This is a genomic window from Desulfospira joergensenii DSM 10085, from assembly GCF_000420085.1.
Lineage (GTDB): Bacteria > Desulfobacterota > Desulfobacteria > Desulfobacterales > Desulfobacteraceae > Desulfospira > Desulfospira joergensenii.
This window is the reverse complement of sequence record NZ_ATUG01000001.1, coordinates 1,446,009-1,462,415: the sequence shown is the minus strand read 5'-3', so window position 1 is coordinate 1,462,415 and position 16,407 is coordinate 1,446,009. Positions and strand designations below refer to the sequence as shown.

The 16,407-nt window shown below is 50.1% G+C and carries 9 protein-coding genes; 7 read left to right on the top strand and 2 right to left on the bottom strand.

Annotated elements, in window-relative coordinates:
- The first annotated feature begins 458 nt into the window (after nucleotides 1-458).
- Nucleotides 459-4,475, top strand: coding sequence for a PAS domain S-box protein (locus F608_RS34515; protein ID WP_022664986.1), 4,017 nt, complete (start codon nucleotides 459-461; stop codon nucleotides 4,473-4,475).
- 124 nt (nucleotides 4,476-4,599) lie between these two features.
- A complete protein-coding gene (locus tag F608_RS0107365) occupies nucleotides 4,600-6,615 on the top strand; it encodes a urocanate hydratase (RefSeq protein ID WP_022664985.1) in 2,016 nt (671 codons plus the stop codon).
- Between the two features lie 214 nt (nucleotides 6,616-6,829).
- Here the strand turns inward: F608_RS0107365 and F608_RS0107360 are convergent, their stop codons facing one another.
- Nucleotides 6,830-7,027, bottom strand: coding sequence for a hypothetical protein (locus F608_RS0107360; protein ID WP_022664984.1), 198 nt, complete (start codon nucleotides 7,025-7,027; stop codon nucleotides 6,830-6,832).
- A gap of 198 nt (nucleotides 7,028-7,225) precedes the next feature.
- On the opposite strand from F608_RS0107360, the gene F608_RS0107355 reads away from it, so the two are divergent.
- The 3 genes from F608_RS0107355 to F608_RS0107345 all read left to right on the top strand — a co-directional run bounded on the left by F608_RS0107355 (nucleotide 7,226) and on the right by F608_RS0107345 (nucleotide 10,096).
- Nucleotides 7,226-8,290, top strand: coding sequence for a branched-chain amino acid aminotransferase (locus tag F608_RS0107355; RefSeq protein WP_022664983.1), 1,065 nt, complete (start codon nucleotides 7,226-7,228; stop codon nucleotides 8,288-8,290).
- 88 nt (nucleotides 8,291-8,378) lie between these two features.
- Nucleotides 8,379-8,924 carry a helix-turn-helix domain-containing protein gene (locus tag F608_RS0107350; protein WP_022664982.1) on the top strand — a complete coding sequence of 182 codons (546 nt, stop codon included), beginning with the start codon at nucleotides 8,379-8,381 and terminating at the stop codon, nucleotides 8,922-8,924.
- A gap of 17 nt (nucleotides 8,925-8,941) precedes the next feature.
- Complete coding sequence (locus F608_RS0107345) at nucleotides 8,942-10,096, top strand: acyl-CoA dehydrogenase (protein WP_022664981.1); 1,155 nt, start codon at nucleotides 8,942-8,944, stop codon at nucleotides 10,094-10,096.
- A 54-nt stretch (nucleotides 10,097-10,150) separates the two neighbouring features.
- Here the strand turns inward: F608_RS0107345 and F608_RS0107340 are convergent, their stop codons facing one another.
- Entirely contained in the window at nucleotides 10,151-12,400 is a 2,250-nt protein-coding gene (locus F608_RS0107340; RefSeq protein WP_022664980.1) for a methyl-accepting chemotaxis protein, read from the bottom strand.
- 627 nt (nucleotides 12,401-13,027) lie between these two features.
- On the opposite strand from F608_RS0107340, the gene F608_RS0107330 reads away from it, so the two are divergent.
- Nucleotides 13,028-14,878 (top strand): methyl-accepting chemotaxis protein, encoded by a 1,851-nt coding sequence (locus tag F608_RS0107330; RefSeq protein ID WP_022664978.1) that lies wholly within the window; start codon nucleotides 13,028-13,030, stop codon nucleotides 14,876-14,878.
- Nucleotides 14,879-15,056: 178 nt separating this feature from the next.
- A complete protein-coding gene (locus tag F608_RS0107320; protein WP_022664976.1) occupies nucleotides 15,057-16,196 on the top strand; it encodes a sensor histidine kinase in 1,140 nt (379 codons plus the stop codon).
- Nucleotides 16,197-16,407: the final 211 nt, after the last annotated feature.

The window sequence follows — 16,407 nt, the reverse complement described above, 5'->3', positions numbered from 1 at the left end:
GGCACCTGGTAACGCCTTGCTGCCGGGCGGGATAAAAAGATCAAGCGGCCTGCCCAAAAATGGAAAACCTGAGGTTTTCTGACCTTGCCCACGGCTATTCTGCTCTGTTTTCTCTTCCCGGCCTGCTACAACAACGAATCGTAATCGATGAGATTTTCGTCGGTTTCAGATATGTTTGGCAGGCGTGTACTTGATTCTTACAGATCCCCGAAGCAATGATCCAACAAAAGAGGGTGTGATGTTTTTCCTTTAAACGCAAAGGGATCCGATCCATCTGAATTTCTAATTTGTTGAAAAACGGTTAAACAGATGATATAAATATCTAGTACCCAGATTTCCCAAATTTCAGATATCATTCACATCGCGCCTCATCGGAATCGGTCCGGTTTTTCCAGTGCTGTCGCCCTGCCGGGAATCTATTTCTCCTTTTTAATTCTTGCGCACTGAGAAAAGTTAAAATGAAAGAGAATAACCGATCCACCATTTCGTACAAAAATTCCACGGTTCTGAAAAAAGGACTTATTATTTTTGTCCCGGTTTATATTGTTCTGGTGGCTATTTCTGGTTACATCTACAAAGTACAAAGTACGTCGGATCTATTGTTGAAAAAAGGCCATGAAATCCAAACCGTCTCCAATGGGAAAACCAATCTCTCCAGTGAACTGATTCCGATCATTGAGGATATTGAGTTCGTCGCCGGGTTAGCCGAGAGGGCAAAGGTGGATTTGATCACTTCGGAAACAGGAAAACCAATAGATCCGGTCCTGATGATACCGGATCTGATTCTCTTTGCAAAGACCCATAAAAAATATGATCAGATCCGGTATGTAGACAACACCGGCTGGGAAAAAATTCGTATCAACAACACGGAAACCGGCCCCCAAATCGTTCAGCCCCGGGATCTTCAGTTCAAAGGCAACCGGTACTATTTAAAGGAGGCCCTGGGTGTGAAAAAAGGACGGATTTATTTTTCTCCTTTTGATCTGAACATTGAAAACGGAAAAATTGAAATCCCCTACAAGCCGACGATCCGCGTCGCAGAACCGGTTCGCGATAAAACCGGAAACGTCATGGGCATTGTGATTTTAAATTATCTTGGCAAACATTTAATTACAAAATTTGAAAAGACCTCCCGGCAAAATCAAACGGAACTGATGCTTTTAAATAAGGACGGTTTCTGGCTCAAAGGAGTGAAAAAGGAAGATGAATGGGGGTTTATGCAAAAAAATCCCCAGTTGAATTTTAAAGAAAAATTCCCCGCTGTCTGGACAAGGCTCAATGGCTCCCAAAAGGGTCAAGTCGAAACCATGGCCGGGCTGTTTACCTTTTCAACCGTATCACCGTTGGCCGAGGCGGTTGAAGTCCTCAACCCGGAAACTAAAGTCATGATCAATCACTCTGATAGTTCCGGATATTATTGGAAAATCGTATCTTTCATACCCCGGAGCGTTTTGTATGCCCAACAGAGGGTGTGGAAGTTCTATAATACTTTTTTTTGCTTGATTTCATTCTTTGTGATCGGAGGCGTTTCTTGGAAACTGGCCTGGCTGTCCGTTATCAAGGAGGATAACGAAAAACAACTTCTCAAATCGAAAAAAGAACTTGAATACCGGGTGGTGGAGAGGACCCGGGAATTGGAAGATATCAATGCCAGACTCTTGGACGAGGTGGTGTCCAGAAAAGAGATACAGCTTGATTTACAGGTCAGTGAAAAGAAATACCGGATGCTGGTTGAAACCATGCCGGAGGGGCTGTTGGTGCTTGACCGGGAGGGTGTTGTCACCTATGTCAATGACCAGTTGCTTCGGATGACTGAGTATCGTCCCGAGGATATCATCGGGAAAAAATATACCATATTTTTTAACAAAACAGAGGTTGAGATTTTTAAAAATGAATGGAAAAAAAGAATCTCCGGTGTTGCCGAACCCTACGAAATCGCCTGGAACACCCGTAAAAAAAGACAGATTCAAACCCTAGTATCCCCTGCCATCATAAGGGATGAAACCGAGTCTTTCAACGGCAGTTTCGGAATCGTCAGTGATATTACCCAGAGAAAAAAAGATGAAAAATCGATCCAGCTCAATCGGGACAGATTAAGAGCCCTTGTGGAATTGAGCAAGATGGAGGAAAAATCTGAACAAGAACTTGCCAATTTCGCACTTGAGCAGGGTGTCAAGCTTACACAGAGCCAGGGGGGATATTTTCATTTCTACGATGAAGAAAGAGGAAGCATCCTGCTCACCTCATGGTCCCAAGAGGTCTTGAACATCTGCGAATCTGCCAAGGGTACCCATTATCCCCTGGACAGCGCCGGGATCTGGGCAGACTGCATTCGATTCAAAAAACCGGTCTTTCACAACGATTACCAGAGTATTTCTGAAAAGCAGGGATATCCGGAAGGACACTTCCATGTTACCCGGCATATGAGCATCCCTGTATACAGCGGTAACCGTATTATTGCCATTGCCGGCGTCGGCAATAAAGCCTCTCCCTATGATGAATCAGATGCTGAACAGCTGACTTTATTGATGACGGAAACCTGGCGGGTGATTGCCAAAAAAAAAGTTGAACAGGATCTGTTTGTCAGTGAAAACAGGTATCGAACTCTCTTCGAAACCATGGGGCAGGGCGTGGTCTACCAGGATAGAGCCGGACGAATCATATCTGTGAATCAGGCGGCTGAAAAGATTCTGGGTGTGCCCGGAGAAATTTTGTTGAAACAGCCGGAGAAAAAATCTGAACGGCATCCTGTTGGAGAAGATGGTACCCCCTTGAAACCGGATGACCATCCGTCCATGATGGCGTTAAGAACCGGCAGACCGGTGAATAATGTCATCCTGGGTGTATTTAATCCTAAAAAGAATCACCATAGATGGATCAAGGTTGATGCGGTTCCCCAGTTTCTTCAAGATGAAAAAACTCCGAGTTCAGTCTATACTGTATTTGACGACATTACAGAAACCAAAAAAGCCAGGGAAGCATTGGAAGCAAGCGAAGCAAAACACAGAAGCATGATGGAGGCAATGGATGATCCGGCCTATATCTGCTCTCCGGATTATATCATCTCATATATGAACCCGGCGATGATCAGATGGCTGGGGGGGGATTTTATCGGCAGGACCTGTCATTCCTCTATTTATCTTAGAGAGTTAAAATGTCCCTGGTGTACTTTCGAAAAAATTAAAAAATTTGAGCATCAAAAATATACTGTTTTGAATCCCAAAGACAGGCGTCACTATAATGTCTCCAATTCACCCATCCTAAACGCGGATGGCTCTGTGTCCAAATTCACCATTTTCCGGGATATTACAGAAACTTTGAATTTGGAAAAGCAGCTGCGCCATGTTCAGAAACTGGAGGCAATTGGAACACTGGCCGGTGGGATCGCACATGATTTTAACAATATTTTATTCGCCATCATGGGGTTTGCTGAAATTTCCTTGGCCTCGGTCAACGAGCAGGAAAGTGTGCATAAGGCTTTGCAGGGCATATTAAAATCAGCTCATAGGGCCAAAGATCTTGTAAAGCAGATCCTGACCTTCAGCCGTCAAACTGAACAGGAAATGAAACCCATCCGCATTCGGCTGATCATAAAAGAGGCGCTAAAGCTCTTAAAGGCTTCTCTGCCGTCTACTATTGAAATCAGAGACAATCTCTCCTCCAATTCCCAAATCATGGGAGACCCCACCCAGATCCACCAGATCATCATGAATTTATGCACCAACGGAGCCCATGCCATGGAAGAAACCGGAGGTTTGTTAACCGTTGAACTGAATGATATTGCCGTTGACCAAGATTTTGTGTCTAAGTTTATCAATATGAGGACCGGCAACTATCTTCATCTGAGGATAAGCGATACAGGGCACGGCATCGGAGAAGGTGACCTGGAGCGGATATTTGAACCCTTTTATACGACCAAACCCGAGGGAAAGGGCACGGGATTGGGACTTTCCCTTGTCCATGGAATTATCAAAAATCACAGGGGGCAGATTTCGGTGGAAAGTGACCCTGGGCAGGGCTCCTCTTTTGATGTTTATCTGCCAATCCTGGATTCAGGTTCCGAGTCCATGGATTTTGAAAATCATGTGGAAAAGCTTCCAGGGGGAAATGAGAAAATTTTAATTGTGGATGACGAAAAACCGATCATAGAGATTACAAAAATAAATCTCAACAGAATGGGGTATGCGGTTGACGGTGTGACAAACTCTGAGAAGGCCCTTGAAATTTTCAAGCGGTCTCCTCAAGATTATGACATGGTGATTACGGATATGACCATGCCCAATATGACCGGTGATACACTGGCCAGCAATTTGCTCCGGATCAGACCGGATTTGCCCATCGTATTGATGACCGGATTCTCAAGCAAAATTGATCCAGAGGGGTACCTCCCCAAAGGCATCAAGGGAATCCTTATGAAACCGGTGATTAAGTCGGATTTGCTTTGCATGGTTAGAAACATTCTTGACAATTTTTAGTGTCTGCATCCCCCTCCCATAAACTGCCATGGCGCTTACATACAAACCCCTTGACATCGCGGGAGTCTGAGTGGTATAAGCCTGTATATACAAGTTAGCTTTTGACCCTTTAAGGAGAATCGCCATGATATCCAACAGCCTTGCCAAAGAATCCATGAGAATCCGCCTGGGGGATGAACTGCCCTCCCAAAAGTCCTTCAGACCCGGCATCCGCAGGGCTCCGGACCGGGGGTTCCGCCTGAGCCGGTCCCAGACCGCAACCGCACTGAAGAACGCCTTGAGATACGTGCCGGAACATCTCCACGAAACCCTGATTCCCGAGTTTCTGGAAGAGCTCAAGACCCGGGGGCGGATTTACGGGTACCGGTTCCGGCCCGAAGGAGGGATCAAGGCCAGGCCCATTGAGGAGTATCAGGGCCGGTGCAGAGAGGCCCGGGCCATCCAGGTGATGATCGACAACAACCTGGATTTTGAAGTGGCTCTCTATCCCTATGAACTGGTGACCTACGGGGAAACCGGTTCGGTCTGCCAGAACTGGATGCAGTATCGTCTGATCAAAAAATATTTAGAGACCATGACCCGGGACCAGACCCTGGTCATGCAGTCGGGCCATCCCCTGGGGCTTTTCAAATCCTCCCCGGACAATCCCCGGGTGATCATTACCAACGGCCTCATGGTGGGGCTCTACGACAATCCGGATGACTGGGAGATCGCGGCCCAGATGGGGGTTTCCTCCTACGGCCAGATGACGGCCGGAGGGTGGATGTACATCGGCCCCCAGGGCATTGTCCACGGGACCTACAATACCCTGCTCAATGCCGGCAGGAAGATGTGCAATGTGCCTGCCGACGGGGATTTAACCGGCCTGATCTTTGTCTCTTCGGGCCTGGGTGGTATGAGCGGAGCCCAGCCCAAGGCAGCCAAGATTGCCGGGGCCGTTTCCATCACGGCGGAGGTGGATCCCTCCAGGATTGAAACCCGCCGCAGCCAGGGATGGGTGGATGTGGTCTCTTCGGATCTTGCCGAAGTTGCATCCATTGCCCAAAAGGCAGCCGGGGCAGGGGAGAATACCTCCATTGCCTATTCCGGGAACGTGGTGGATCTTCTTGAATTCCTGGTAAAAAACAGGATCAGGGTCGACCTTCTTTCGGATCAGACTTCCTGCCATGTGGTCTATGACGGAGGCTACTGCCCGGCCGGCATTTCCTTTGGGGAAAGAACCCGGCTCCTGGCAGAGGACCGGGAGAAATTCAGGGATTTGGTCGATGCCAGCCTGAAAAAACATTATGGCCTGATCAAGGAGATCTCAGGCCTTGGCACCTATTTTTTCGATTACGGAAATGCTTTTCTCAAGGCCGTGTTTGACGCCGGGGTGACCGAGGTGGCCAAAAACGGTGTGGATGCCAAGGACGGGTTTGTCTTCCCATCCTATTTTGAGGATATCATGGGGCCGATTTTCGACTATGGGTACGGTCCGTTCCGCTGGGTCTGCCTCAGCGGAAGGCCCGAAGACCTGGAAAAGACGGATCAGGCGGCCATGGCCTGCATTGATCCGGACAGAAGAGCCGAAGACCGGGACAATTACGTGTGGATACGGGATGCCGGAAAGAACAAGCTGGTGGTGGGATCCCAGGCCAGGATCCTTTACCAGGATGCCGGGGGCAGGGTGGCCATTGCCCTGAAATTCAATGAAATGGTCAGGAAGGGAGAACTTTCAGGCCCCATCATGCTGGGCCGGGACCACCATGATCCCGGAGGAACCGATTCCCCGTTCAGGGAAACCGCCAATATCCTGGACGGATCCAATGTCTGTGCGGACATGGCCACCCATTGCTTTGCCGGGAATGCAGCCCGGGGCATGACCATGGTGGCCCTGCACAACGGCGGGGGAACCGGGATCGGCAAGGCCATCAACGGCGGATTCGGCCTGGTTCTGGACGGCAGCAGCCGGGTAGACGATATTATCCGCTCTTCCATGCTCTGGGATGTCATGGGCGGGGTGGCCCGGCGGAACTGGGCCAGAAATGAAAACGCCATGGATGTGGCCATCGGCTACAACAAAGAAAACCCCAACTGCGACCAGATCACCATTCCCTTTACGGTTGATTCGGACCTTGTGGATAAGATAATGGGACAGTGATGATGACGGGGCGAGGCGTTACAGGAAAAAGCAAGAACAGCGAGAGCAGTTGACAGAAAGAACAGCAAAGGGAATTTTTTCTGGACGCCAGAGGATGACGGGCGCTCCATTTACCGGCTATGTTCAGCGGTGCAACCAGGCCTGGGATGGTAATTTTCAGATATTAAAAAAGTATGAAAGGCTGTCGACTTGTTCTCGCTGAGAGCTGTTCCTGCTACATGTCTACCCAGATGTCGGCCTCCGTCCCGCAGTTGGTACAGGTTCCGGTCCCCTTGACCTTGTGCCCTTTTTTTTCGGGCGTCTTGGCCTCTTTTTCTTCTTCAACCTCAATCCATTCGCATGTAACGACCATCTCCGCTTCATTGCCGCAGTTTTCGCAGGTGCAGACTTGTTTGAATTTTTTTTCAGCCATGTTTGCCTCCTTATGAAGTCAAAAGCCCAAAGCCTGGACTGGTTTTGTCTTTTTTATTGTGGTTCTGATAATGATCATACCCTCTAAAATTTTCCTTGACCAGAAGAAAGTGTCGGGGCGGGAAAATTCCTTTGCTTTACACAAATGAATATCCTAATATATTATTTTGAATTTAAATTGAGTGTTATGGAGGAAATAATGAAGATCAAAGTGACCCGAACCCCTGAAACAGGCACGCGGCCAAAGGATGAAGACCTTGGCTTTGGGACGGTGTTTACCGACCACATGTTTGTGATGGATTATGACATGGAAAAGGGGTGGCATGACCCCAGGATCGAACCTTTTTCAGAGTTCTCCCTGTCCCCGGCAGCCATGGTTTTTCACTACGGCCAGGCCATTTTCGAGGGCCTCAAGGCCTATAAAACTCCCGAGGGCAAGATTCAGCTGTTCAGGGCCAGGGATAATTACAAGCGCATGAACCGGTCGGCCCGGGGACTGTGCATTCCGGAGCTGGATATTGATTTTGCCATGGAAGCCATGAAAGAGCTCATCCGCCTGGAAGAGAAATGGATCCCCGAGACCCTGGGCACCTCCCTCTATGTCCGGCCTTTTATCATAGCAACCGATCCCTTCCTGGGGGTGCGGTCTTCCTTTACTTTCAAGTTCTTCATCATCCTGTCCCCGGTTGGCGCCTATTATGCAGAAGGGTTCAACCCGGTGAAGATATGGGTGTCCAAAAGTCATGTCCGGGCCGTCCGGGGCGGTGTGGGTGAGTTCAAGACTGCGGGGAATTACGCGGCCAGCCTCTTTGCCGGTGAAATGGCCAAGAAAGAGGGGTATGCCCAGGTGATGTGGCTGGATGCCCTGGAACAGAAGTATATCGAAGAGGTCGGGGCCATGAATATCTTTTTCATGATTGATGATACTCTTGTCACCCCCAATTTGACCGGAAGCATCCTGCCGGGCATCACAAGGTACTCCGTAATCGACCTGGCCAGAAAATGGGGCATCAAGGTAAAAGAGAGCAAAATCGGTATCGACGAAGTGTTCTCTGCCCATGAACAGGGCCGGCTCAAGGAGGTATTCGGGTCAGGCACCGCTGCTGTGATCTCCCCTGTGGGAGAGATCCGGTACGGTGACCGGATGATCCATATCGGAGACGGAACACCCGGAGAGACTGCCATGAAATTTTATGATGCATTGACCGCCATTCAGTACGGAAGAGCCGAAGACACGGAAAGCTGGATTGAAGTCATCAACTAGGAACCGGGGATTTTTTTAGCAACAGAGAGCTGAACGAGCGCTCAATCAAAGATGATGTCTGGATGACCTCCAGACTATTGGAGATAAAATGGTTAAAAAGAAAGGCATTACCCCCATCGGAAAACGGATCAGGAAGGCCAGGCTGGACAAGAAGATGAGCCTGGACGCCATGGCCAATGAAACGGGAATGTCAAAGGAATTCATCAAACAGATTGAAGGGGGAAAGAAAAGACCCTCTGTGGGCACCCTGCTGCAGATTTCCCGAACCCTTCAACTGGACTCCTCCTTTTTGCTCAAGGACCAGGAAGAGAACCTGGAAAAGAGATCTGACGCCTATACCAAACGAACGGACAACTATGCCTATACGCCCCTGACTCCGGGCGCGGAAAACAAGCATTTAAAGGCCTTCCGCATTGTGGTGGAAGCGGGGACAAGCCACGACGGAGTGGGGTTCCAGCACGAAGGAGAGGAATTTGTCTATGTGCTGGAAGGCCGGGTCGAAGTTCAGGTGGGAGAGCATGTCAATGCCCTGAAACCGGGGGACTCCCTCCACTTTAATTCAGGGATCAAGCATGATCTACGCAATGTCTCGGATGTTGACGCCCTCTTGATCGTGGTCGTCTACGCACCCTAGAAATAGAGGAGTCAGTCATGTTATTCAAGCTTACCGATGAGCAGTTGATGATCCAGAACATGGTCCGTGAGTTTTCCAGAAAAGTGGTCGGGGCCACGGCAGCCGAGCGGGACAAAACCAAGGAATTCCCGGCGGAAAATTTTAAGCAGATGGGGGAACTGGGCCTCATGGGCATGATGATCCCCGTGGATTACGGCGGGGAGGAGGCTGATGCGGTCTCCTATGTCCTGGCCCTGTCCGAGATCGCCTATTCCTGCGCCTCCACATCCGTGGTCATGTCTGTCCAGAATTCCATTGTCTGCGAAAGTCTGTACAGATTCGGGACCGAGGACCAGAAGCAGGAGTTCCTGGTTCCCCTGGCTTCCGGGGAGATGATCGGTGCCTTCGGCCTGACCGAGCCCGAAGCCGGGTCTGATCCGGTGAGCCAGACGGCCACAGCTGTCCGGGACAAGGATACCTATGTGATCAACGGCACCAAGCGCTTTATCACCTCCGGGCAGAACTCGGGGCTGGTCCTGGTCACGGCAAAGACCGATGAGGGGACGGCCCATCGGGGCATCTCCTGTTTTATCGTGCCCAAGGGGACCCCGGGCCTTATCGTGGGCCGGACCGAAGATAAGATGGGACTCAGGGCTTCGGACACCACAGACCTGATATTTGAGGACTGCCGGGTCCCGGCATCCAATAGGCTGGGAAAAGAGGGGGACGGGTTCAAGATTGCCATGTCCGGTCTGGACAGCGGCCGGATCGGTATCGCGGCCCAGTCCCTGGGGGTGGCCCAGGCCGCCTTTGATGCGGCCGTGAAATATGCCAAAAAGCGGCGCCAGTTCGGTGTGCCCATTGCCAAGCACCAGGCCATCCGTTTCCAGATCGCAGACATGGCCACCCAGATCGAAGCGGCCCGGCAGCTGGTCTTTTCCGCAGCCTCCATGAAGGACCGGGGGGAAGCGTATACCCGGGAGGCCTCCATGGCCAAGCTCTTTGCCTCGGAAATGGTGAACCAGGTAACGGCCAGGGCCATCCAGATCCACGGCGGCTACGGATTTACCAAGGATTACGATGTGGAGCGGTTCTATAGGGATGCCCGGGTGTTTACCATTTACGAGGGCACCAGCGAGATCCAGCGCATCGTGATTTCAAACAATATTTTGCGGGATAAAAGAAAGTTATAGAAAAAGGCGGCAGATTCTGCCGCCTTTTTCTATCGTCAACAGGGATCGCTCCCATTAATATTTTTCAAAGTCATCGTCCAGGGAATCGTCGCCCATCTCAAGGGCCACCCCCTGGGAGTTAGTCTCGGGCTCCGGCCTATTGGTTACCACTGTCGGCCTTGCGGGGCGGCCTGTTCCGGCCCCCGGGGAAGGATCAACCGGTCTCGCCCCCGGTCTGGCATCCCTTTCCGGCAATGCCTTTCTTGCCCGGTTCGTTTCAACCTTGAAGAAGGAGATGGACTGCTGGAGCTGTTCTGCCTGGGCAGAGAGCTCCTCTGCCGTGGAGGACATCTCTTCGGAGGAGCTTGCGTTCTGCTGAATCACCTGGTCCAGCTGCTGAAGCGCGGTATTGATCTGTTCCGCACCGGAACTCTGCTCAGACGAGGCCGCGTTGATCTCCTGGACCAATTCCGATGTCTTGCGGATATCCGGAACAATTTTATTGAGCATCTCTCCGGCATTTTCAGCGATTTCTACACTGGATGTGGAAAGATTGCTGATCTCACCGGCGGCTGCCTGGCTCCTTTCAGCCAGTTTTCGCACGGCATCGGCCACAACGGCGAACCCTTTGCCGTGATCACCGGCCCGGGCCGCTTCAATGGCTGCATTCAGCGCCAGCATGTTGGTCTGTCTTGCGATCTCCTCAATGATCAGGATCTTGTCCGCGATTTCCTTCATGGCATCAACGGTCTTGCCCACGGCCTCGCCGCCTTTTTCCGCATCCCCTGCCGCCTGGACCGCCAGACGTTCGGTCTGCTGGGCATTGTCTGCATTCTGTTTGATGTTCCCGGACATCTCTTCCATGGATGAGGAAGCTTCCTCTGCCGATGAGGCCTGCTCAGTGGCTCCCTGGGACATCTGTTCCGAGGTTGAACTCAGCTCTTCACTTCCCGCGGCCACATTGCTCACGGCATTCTGAACCTCCTCCACAATATCGATAAGGGATTCCACCATATGTTTCATGGCGCTCTGGAGCTGCCCGATCTCATCCTTGCCGGAAACGTCGATCTTCACCCTAAGATCCCCCTCGGCCAGTCTGTTTGCCACGTCCACTCCCATGGCCAGGGGGCGCTCAATAAAGACCCGGCTCATGAACCATACCCATAGAAAAGCACCGACCATCAATAGGGTGATGGTGACGATCATGAATATGATCTGATGGCGGACCGCGGCATCCAGTTCCTGTTCTTTGCTTACGATTTTTGATTGAAGATCGTCCACATAGACACCGGTTGAAACGATCCAGTTCCACTGCTTGAAAAGTCTTAAGTAGGCAAGTTTGGGTTCCGGCTTGTCAGATCCTATTTTGGGGAACATATACTCGATATGTCCCGTCCCTTTGGTCTTGGCCATCTCGATCATTTCCCTCCAGACATATCTGCCCGTGGAATCTTTCTCATCGTACATGCTCTTGCCTATCAGTTCCGGGTTGGGATGGGCAACGAGCATACCCTTAAAGTCCATGATAAAGAAGTAATCGTTTTTGCCGTATTTCATTTCGGTTATGATATCGATGGCAGAGTTTTGTGCCTCAGCCTCAGCCTTGTCCACGTAGATACCGGTTCCCACGATCCAGTCCCAGGGTTTGAAAAGGCGGACATAGGAAAGTTTGCGAACCCATTTTGAGGAATCGTCGGGGGCAGGCCACAGATAACTGACAAATCCTTCACCCGATTCCCGGCAGGCCCGGGCCATTTCCACAAACATGGGCGTGTCCGTACCTTCTGCGGCGACGATTTTTCCGTTCTTGGCGTACCGGGAGAGATCCTGACCCACCAGTGACTTGGCCACAGGATGCATCACCATACGCGGATGCGTATCGTTGATCCAGAAGTAGTTGTCATTCGAATACCGTATTCCGCCGATGGCATCTTTTACGCTGTTTTGGGCCCCTCTCATCAAGGCGTTTCCGGATTCGGCAGACAGGGCAGAACCTGTATCTGCCTTGGCATGGGCCTTTACCATCATGGTGTAGGGGATATCCACAAGGGATTTGAGTTCACCGCCATACTGTTTTTTAATGGCGTCCACCGTGGCCGTCTGGTTATATACCTTTTCCACAACCGTATATGCCGAATCCACCAGATCCTTTAATTTTTGCTTTGTCTCATCCATCAATTCTTTTTTATAGGCGGTGATATCCTGATCGGCCCGTTCGATCGTGCTGTAAAGGGAATAGCCTCCGACAATCCCCACGGAAATGAGGATCGCCAGAATGACGATCACGATTATCTTCACCTTGATTTTTAAATTCCTGAAACGCATTCTCCCCCTCCTTTTTTACAGATAGCATCCCGATATTGCCGGATTATTATAATTTTAAGCGAATCAATTTGCCCGGAACATTGCAAAGGTAAGTCCTAAAATACTCCGAAGCCGGAAATGGTAAGCAAAACAGTTTAAAATTTGCAGTTTTTTTACTCCAACAATTTGAATTCGTTGAGGTCGATTTAAACCAAATCATTATCTAATAATTTTCCTGCCAGTATATTCCTGTCAGCTAGCAATGTCAAGGTAGAATCAGGCGATTCACACATCTGCCAAGCCTTTCCGAGGTATGGCGCCCCATCGTTCATGGATCTGTCCCGGAAATGGAGAAAAAGCCGGCTTCGGCCCTCCCCCATATCTCCTGAAAGGCCGGTTATTTACCCCTGTGGGCTGAAGTCAGGTTTTGACATGAACAGATGACTAATGCTATAGTTAAAATATCAGAGGAATTCGGGCAGACGACCCAATTTCCTCTTGACCCGTTTGAATTAGGCGCCATGGACTGAATACTTCCAGACGGGATGTTTCTTCCATGAAAAGATGTTTTAAAGATTTAGGTATATTGGGAACATCACAGGTCCCAATGACGGTTAGATTTGGTATTACCCGGGGAGAATGAGTAATATGAACGACAGCAATAAGACGCCAGAACACACGACGGCCGGGATCTTATCCCGGCTCCCAGAGCTTTCCGAGTCCCTTGGGGACACCTTGCAAAAAATTGAACCGCAGTTTGCACAGCTTGGTCAGGACCTTCAGATGGTCTATGCCGAATCAGGCGATCTGGCAAAGGGAATAATGAATTCTGCTGACGGTATGACAGACAGATCCGAGACCGGCCTTTTGCACCACATCGGGGAAATAGTCGATGATTCGCTGACAACCCTTTCCGGCTGCCGGGAAATGATAACGGGCAGCCTGCAGAACATAACCGCCAGTACCGGTCATTTAAGCGAGCTGTGTTCGATCTGTGAAACGATTCGAAAAAGTTCCCGGTTTTTGAATATTATCGGTCTCAACATCGGAGTGGAGAGTTGCCGTACAAGTGAGGCCACGGCAATGTTTGAAAACTTCGGCGAAGAGATCAAGGCCCTTGCCGGAAACATAGGTGAAATCTCCGCCACGATTTATGGAAATTCTGAAACGGTAAGAAAGGATCAGCTTGAGGTGCATAATGATATTACCGACGGTATGAAAACCTTTGATGAACTTTCCCAATCCGCAGAGACTGCCGTTCAGCAAGCCATGGAGGAGATTGAGACCATCGGCGGTCTGGCATCCTCAACCCTTGAAAAAGCGGGCAGCCACTCCCAGAAAATATCAAATATCGTCGGGGAAATCGTCATGTCGATTCAGTTCCACGATATTGCCCGGCAGCAGATCGAGCACATTATTTCGGCCCTGGGAGATATTTCAGATCTGTTAGGCAAAGGTCCGGACAGCCTTGACCCCGAAGATGAACCTGCCGACGATGACGGATCTGCAAGAAAGGGACGGGCCCAGTCCATTCTGGCTCTCCAGGCAGCCCATCTGAAACAGGTGATAGCAGAGACCAAAGGCGTTTACGAAAAAATGCAGGCCTCCTTTGAGAGCATCGGCGATGAGGTGGATCAGCTCATGGAAAATGTTTCCGCCTCCTGTTCAGAAGAGGGGGAGGCCTCCGGACTTGAACAGGGGTTTAAAAATTTCAGGGCAAAACTGGAAGACCTGGGCCAGCTACTTAACCGGGGAAATGAGCTGGAAGAACAGATTAAAAAAACCATGGATCAATCATCCAGGGCCGTATCCACACTTTCCCTTCATACCGATCAGGTAACCAGCATCAATATCGATCTGCAATACAAGGCGATCAATGCCATTATCATGACAAACAAGCTGGGTGACAAAGGCGCCACACTTGAAGTCCTTGCCCGGAGTGTGAGAGATCTTTCCAATGAATCAAACACCCTGGTCAAGGAAGTCCTCAATATCATCACATCCATCACGGACCTGGCCGTTTCATCGGATTCGGGTTCCTTAAACCGCTCAACAGGGGAGGCCGGTGTATCAGGGATCTCTTTGGAAGAGGGGATTGGCCGGATATCAAATGCCTATGAGGAATATCGGGAAAGTTCTTTCCAGGCGGAGGAAAGATCCAGGAAACTCATGGAATCCATTGACAGGACAAGAAAAGAGCTTGATTTCTTCCCGGAATGGATAGAAAGCTCCGCCGGTGTGCTCAGGGAGATGGAGGATTTGCTGGAGGTTCTTGCCCCGTGGAAAGGGCTGGGAGATGATCTGTCCATCAACGGAGAGGATGACCTGGCCCAGAGATATACAATGGAAAGTGAAAGAAAGATCCATGAAGAATTAATTGCCGCAGACGGAAAAGAAATGACCGGAGAGGACCGGGATAAATCGGTTGAGGTCCCGGAGCCGAAAGAGGGATCGGAAGAAGAAGAGGATGGGCTGGATGATAATATTGAACTGTTTTAGAAACCGGACTGGGAATGCCGGCAATCCCCTTTGTGAATAGGAGAAACCTGTTTCTGATAATATAAAGCCGAGGGTGCCCGGTTCTGCCGTTCCTTTTTGGAAAAATCCATTCCGCCCGAACAAAAGGGAAAAAGCGGTTTTGTATCCTTTATGATTCCCGGCTTCTCCGGATGAGTATATGATTTCAAAGAACAAAATACTTGTGGTCGATGACGCCAAATCGGTTGCCGGCCATATCAAAGGCCTATTGATACCCCGGTATACGGCCAAGGCCGTGTACAGCGGCGAGGAAGCCCTTGAAATTCTGCCTTCCTTCATGCCTGATCTCGTTCTTCTGGATACGGTTATGACCGGAATAGACGGCTATGAGGTATGCAAAAGGATCCGGGAGAGCGGTTCCTTCGGCTTCATGAAGATAATCATGATTTCAAGCAGAAAAACCCTTGAGGAACGCCTCAGGGGGTATGAGGCGGGCATAGACGATCACCTGGGCAAACCCTTTGAAGCGGAAGAGCTTTTGGCCAAGGTAAAGGTTTTTTTAAGATTGAAAACCGTGGAAGACCAGCTCCATGAACTCAATGCCAAACTCAATGACCAGGTAAAGCTGCGCACAGCCCAGTTGCTTGATGCGGAGAAGATGGCTGCCCTGGGCAGACATGCCGCCGGTATTGTCCACAACCTGAACAATCCCCTCCAGGCCATTTTGGGGGTCACCCAGGTTTTGGCCGTGAAACATCCCAGGAGCAAGGATATCCTTTCCCTGGAGACGGCTGCCATACAGATGAGAGATATCATCACTACCATCCTGACGGCCAGCCGTAAACAGAGTCATGAACATATGGTGGACATAGACCTGAATCAGGTGGTGTGCGAGCAGGTGGAACTGTTCAAGTCAAATCAGTTTTTCAAGCACAAGATTCAGGTGGACATGGATCTGGAACCCCTTCCCCCGTTCCAGGGGATTTACGTTCATTTCAGCCAGTGCATGGGCAACCTTCTAAAGAACGGTGCCGAAGCCATGTATGCCAGCACTACCCGGAGGCTGTCCATTTCAAGCAGGCAGGAGAGCCATGGAATTACCATATCCATATCAGACACCGGCACTGGAATTTCAGAGGAAGACCATAAAAAACTCTTTGATCCGTTTTTTTCTACAAAACCACTCGTGGCCGAGGGAGACACCCCCACGGGTACGGGGCTGGGCTTGGCATACTGCAAGGAGATAATCGAGTCCTACGGGGGAAGGATTCTGGTGGATTCAAAATCGGATAAGGGTAGCCGGTTCACCATACGGCTTCCCGTAAATACCAAGGCATAGAACTGCCCAGGGCGGTTAAATTTTTGACATGGATTCGATATTGGGATATATTTCCATGAACAAGTGAAATAATGCGTGAACCTTAATGACATGCAAGAACTTGTAGCTCCTTTCCATACTTTTGAATTTTTTAAAGAAATCAGATGTGGGAAAGAATGGCCGGAACAGGAACCCGGGACAGAGGACGGCTTCCCGAACAGCTTATAGGAAA

Coding starts and splice junctions, on each gene's coding strand:
- F608_RS34515 (WP_022664986.1), top strand. CDS start 459: ATGAAAGAGAATAACCGATCCACCATTTCGTACAAAAATTCCACGGTT.
- F608_RS0107345 (WP_022664981.1), top strand. CDS start 8,942: ATGTTATTCAAGCTTACCGATGAGCAGTTGATGATCCAGAACATGGTC.
- F608_RS0107330 (WP_022664978.1), top strand. CDS start 13,028: ATGAACGACAGCAATAAGACGCCAGAACACACGACGGCCGGGATCTTA.
- F608_RS0107355 (WP_022664983.1), top strand. CDS start 7,226: ATGAAGATCAAAGTGACCCGAACCCCTGAAACAGGCACGCGGCCAAAG.
- F608_RS0107360 (WP_022664984.1), bottom strand. CDS start 7,027: ATGGCTGAAAAAAAATTCAAACAAGTCTGCACCTGCGAAAACTGCGGC.
- F608_RS0107365 (WP_022664985.1), top strand. CDS start 4,600: ATGATATCCAACAGCCTTGCCAAAGAATCCATGAGAATCCGCCTGGGG.
- F608_RS0107320 (WP_022664976.1), top strand. CDS start 15,057: ATGATTTCAAAGAACAAAATACTTGTGGTCGATGACGCCAAATCGGTT.
- F608_RS0107340 (WP_022664980.1), bottom strand. CDS start 12,400: ATGCGTTTCAGGAATTTAAAAATCAAGGTGAAGATAATCGTGATCGTC.
- F608_RS0107350 (WP_022664982.1), top strand. CDS start 8,379: ATGGTTAAAAAGAAAGGCATTACCCCCATCGGAAAACGGATCAGGAAG.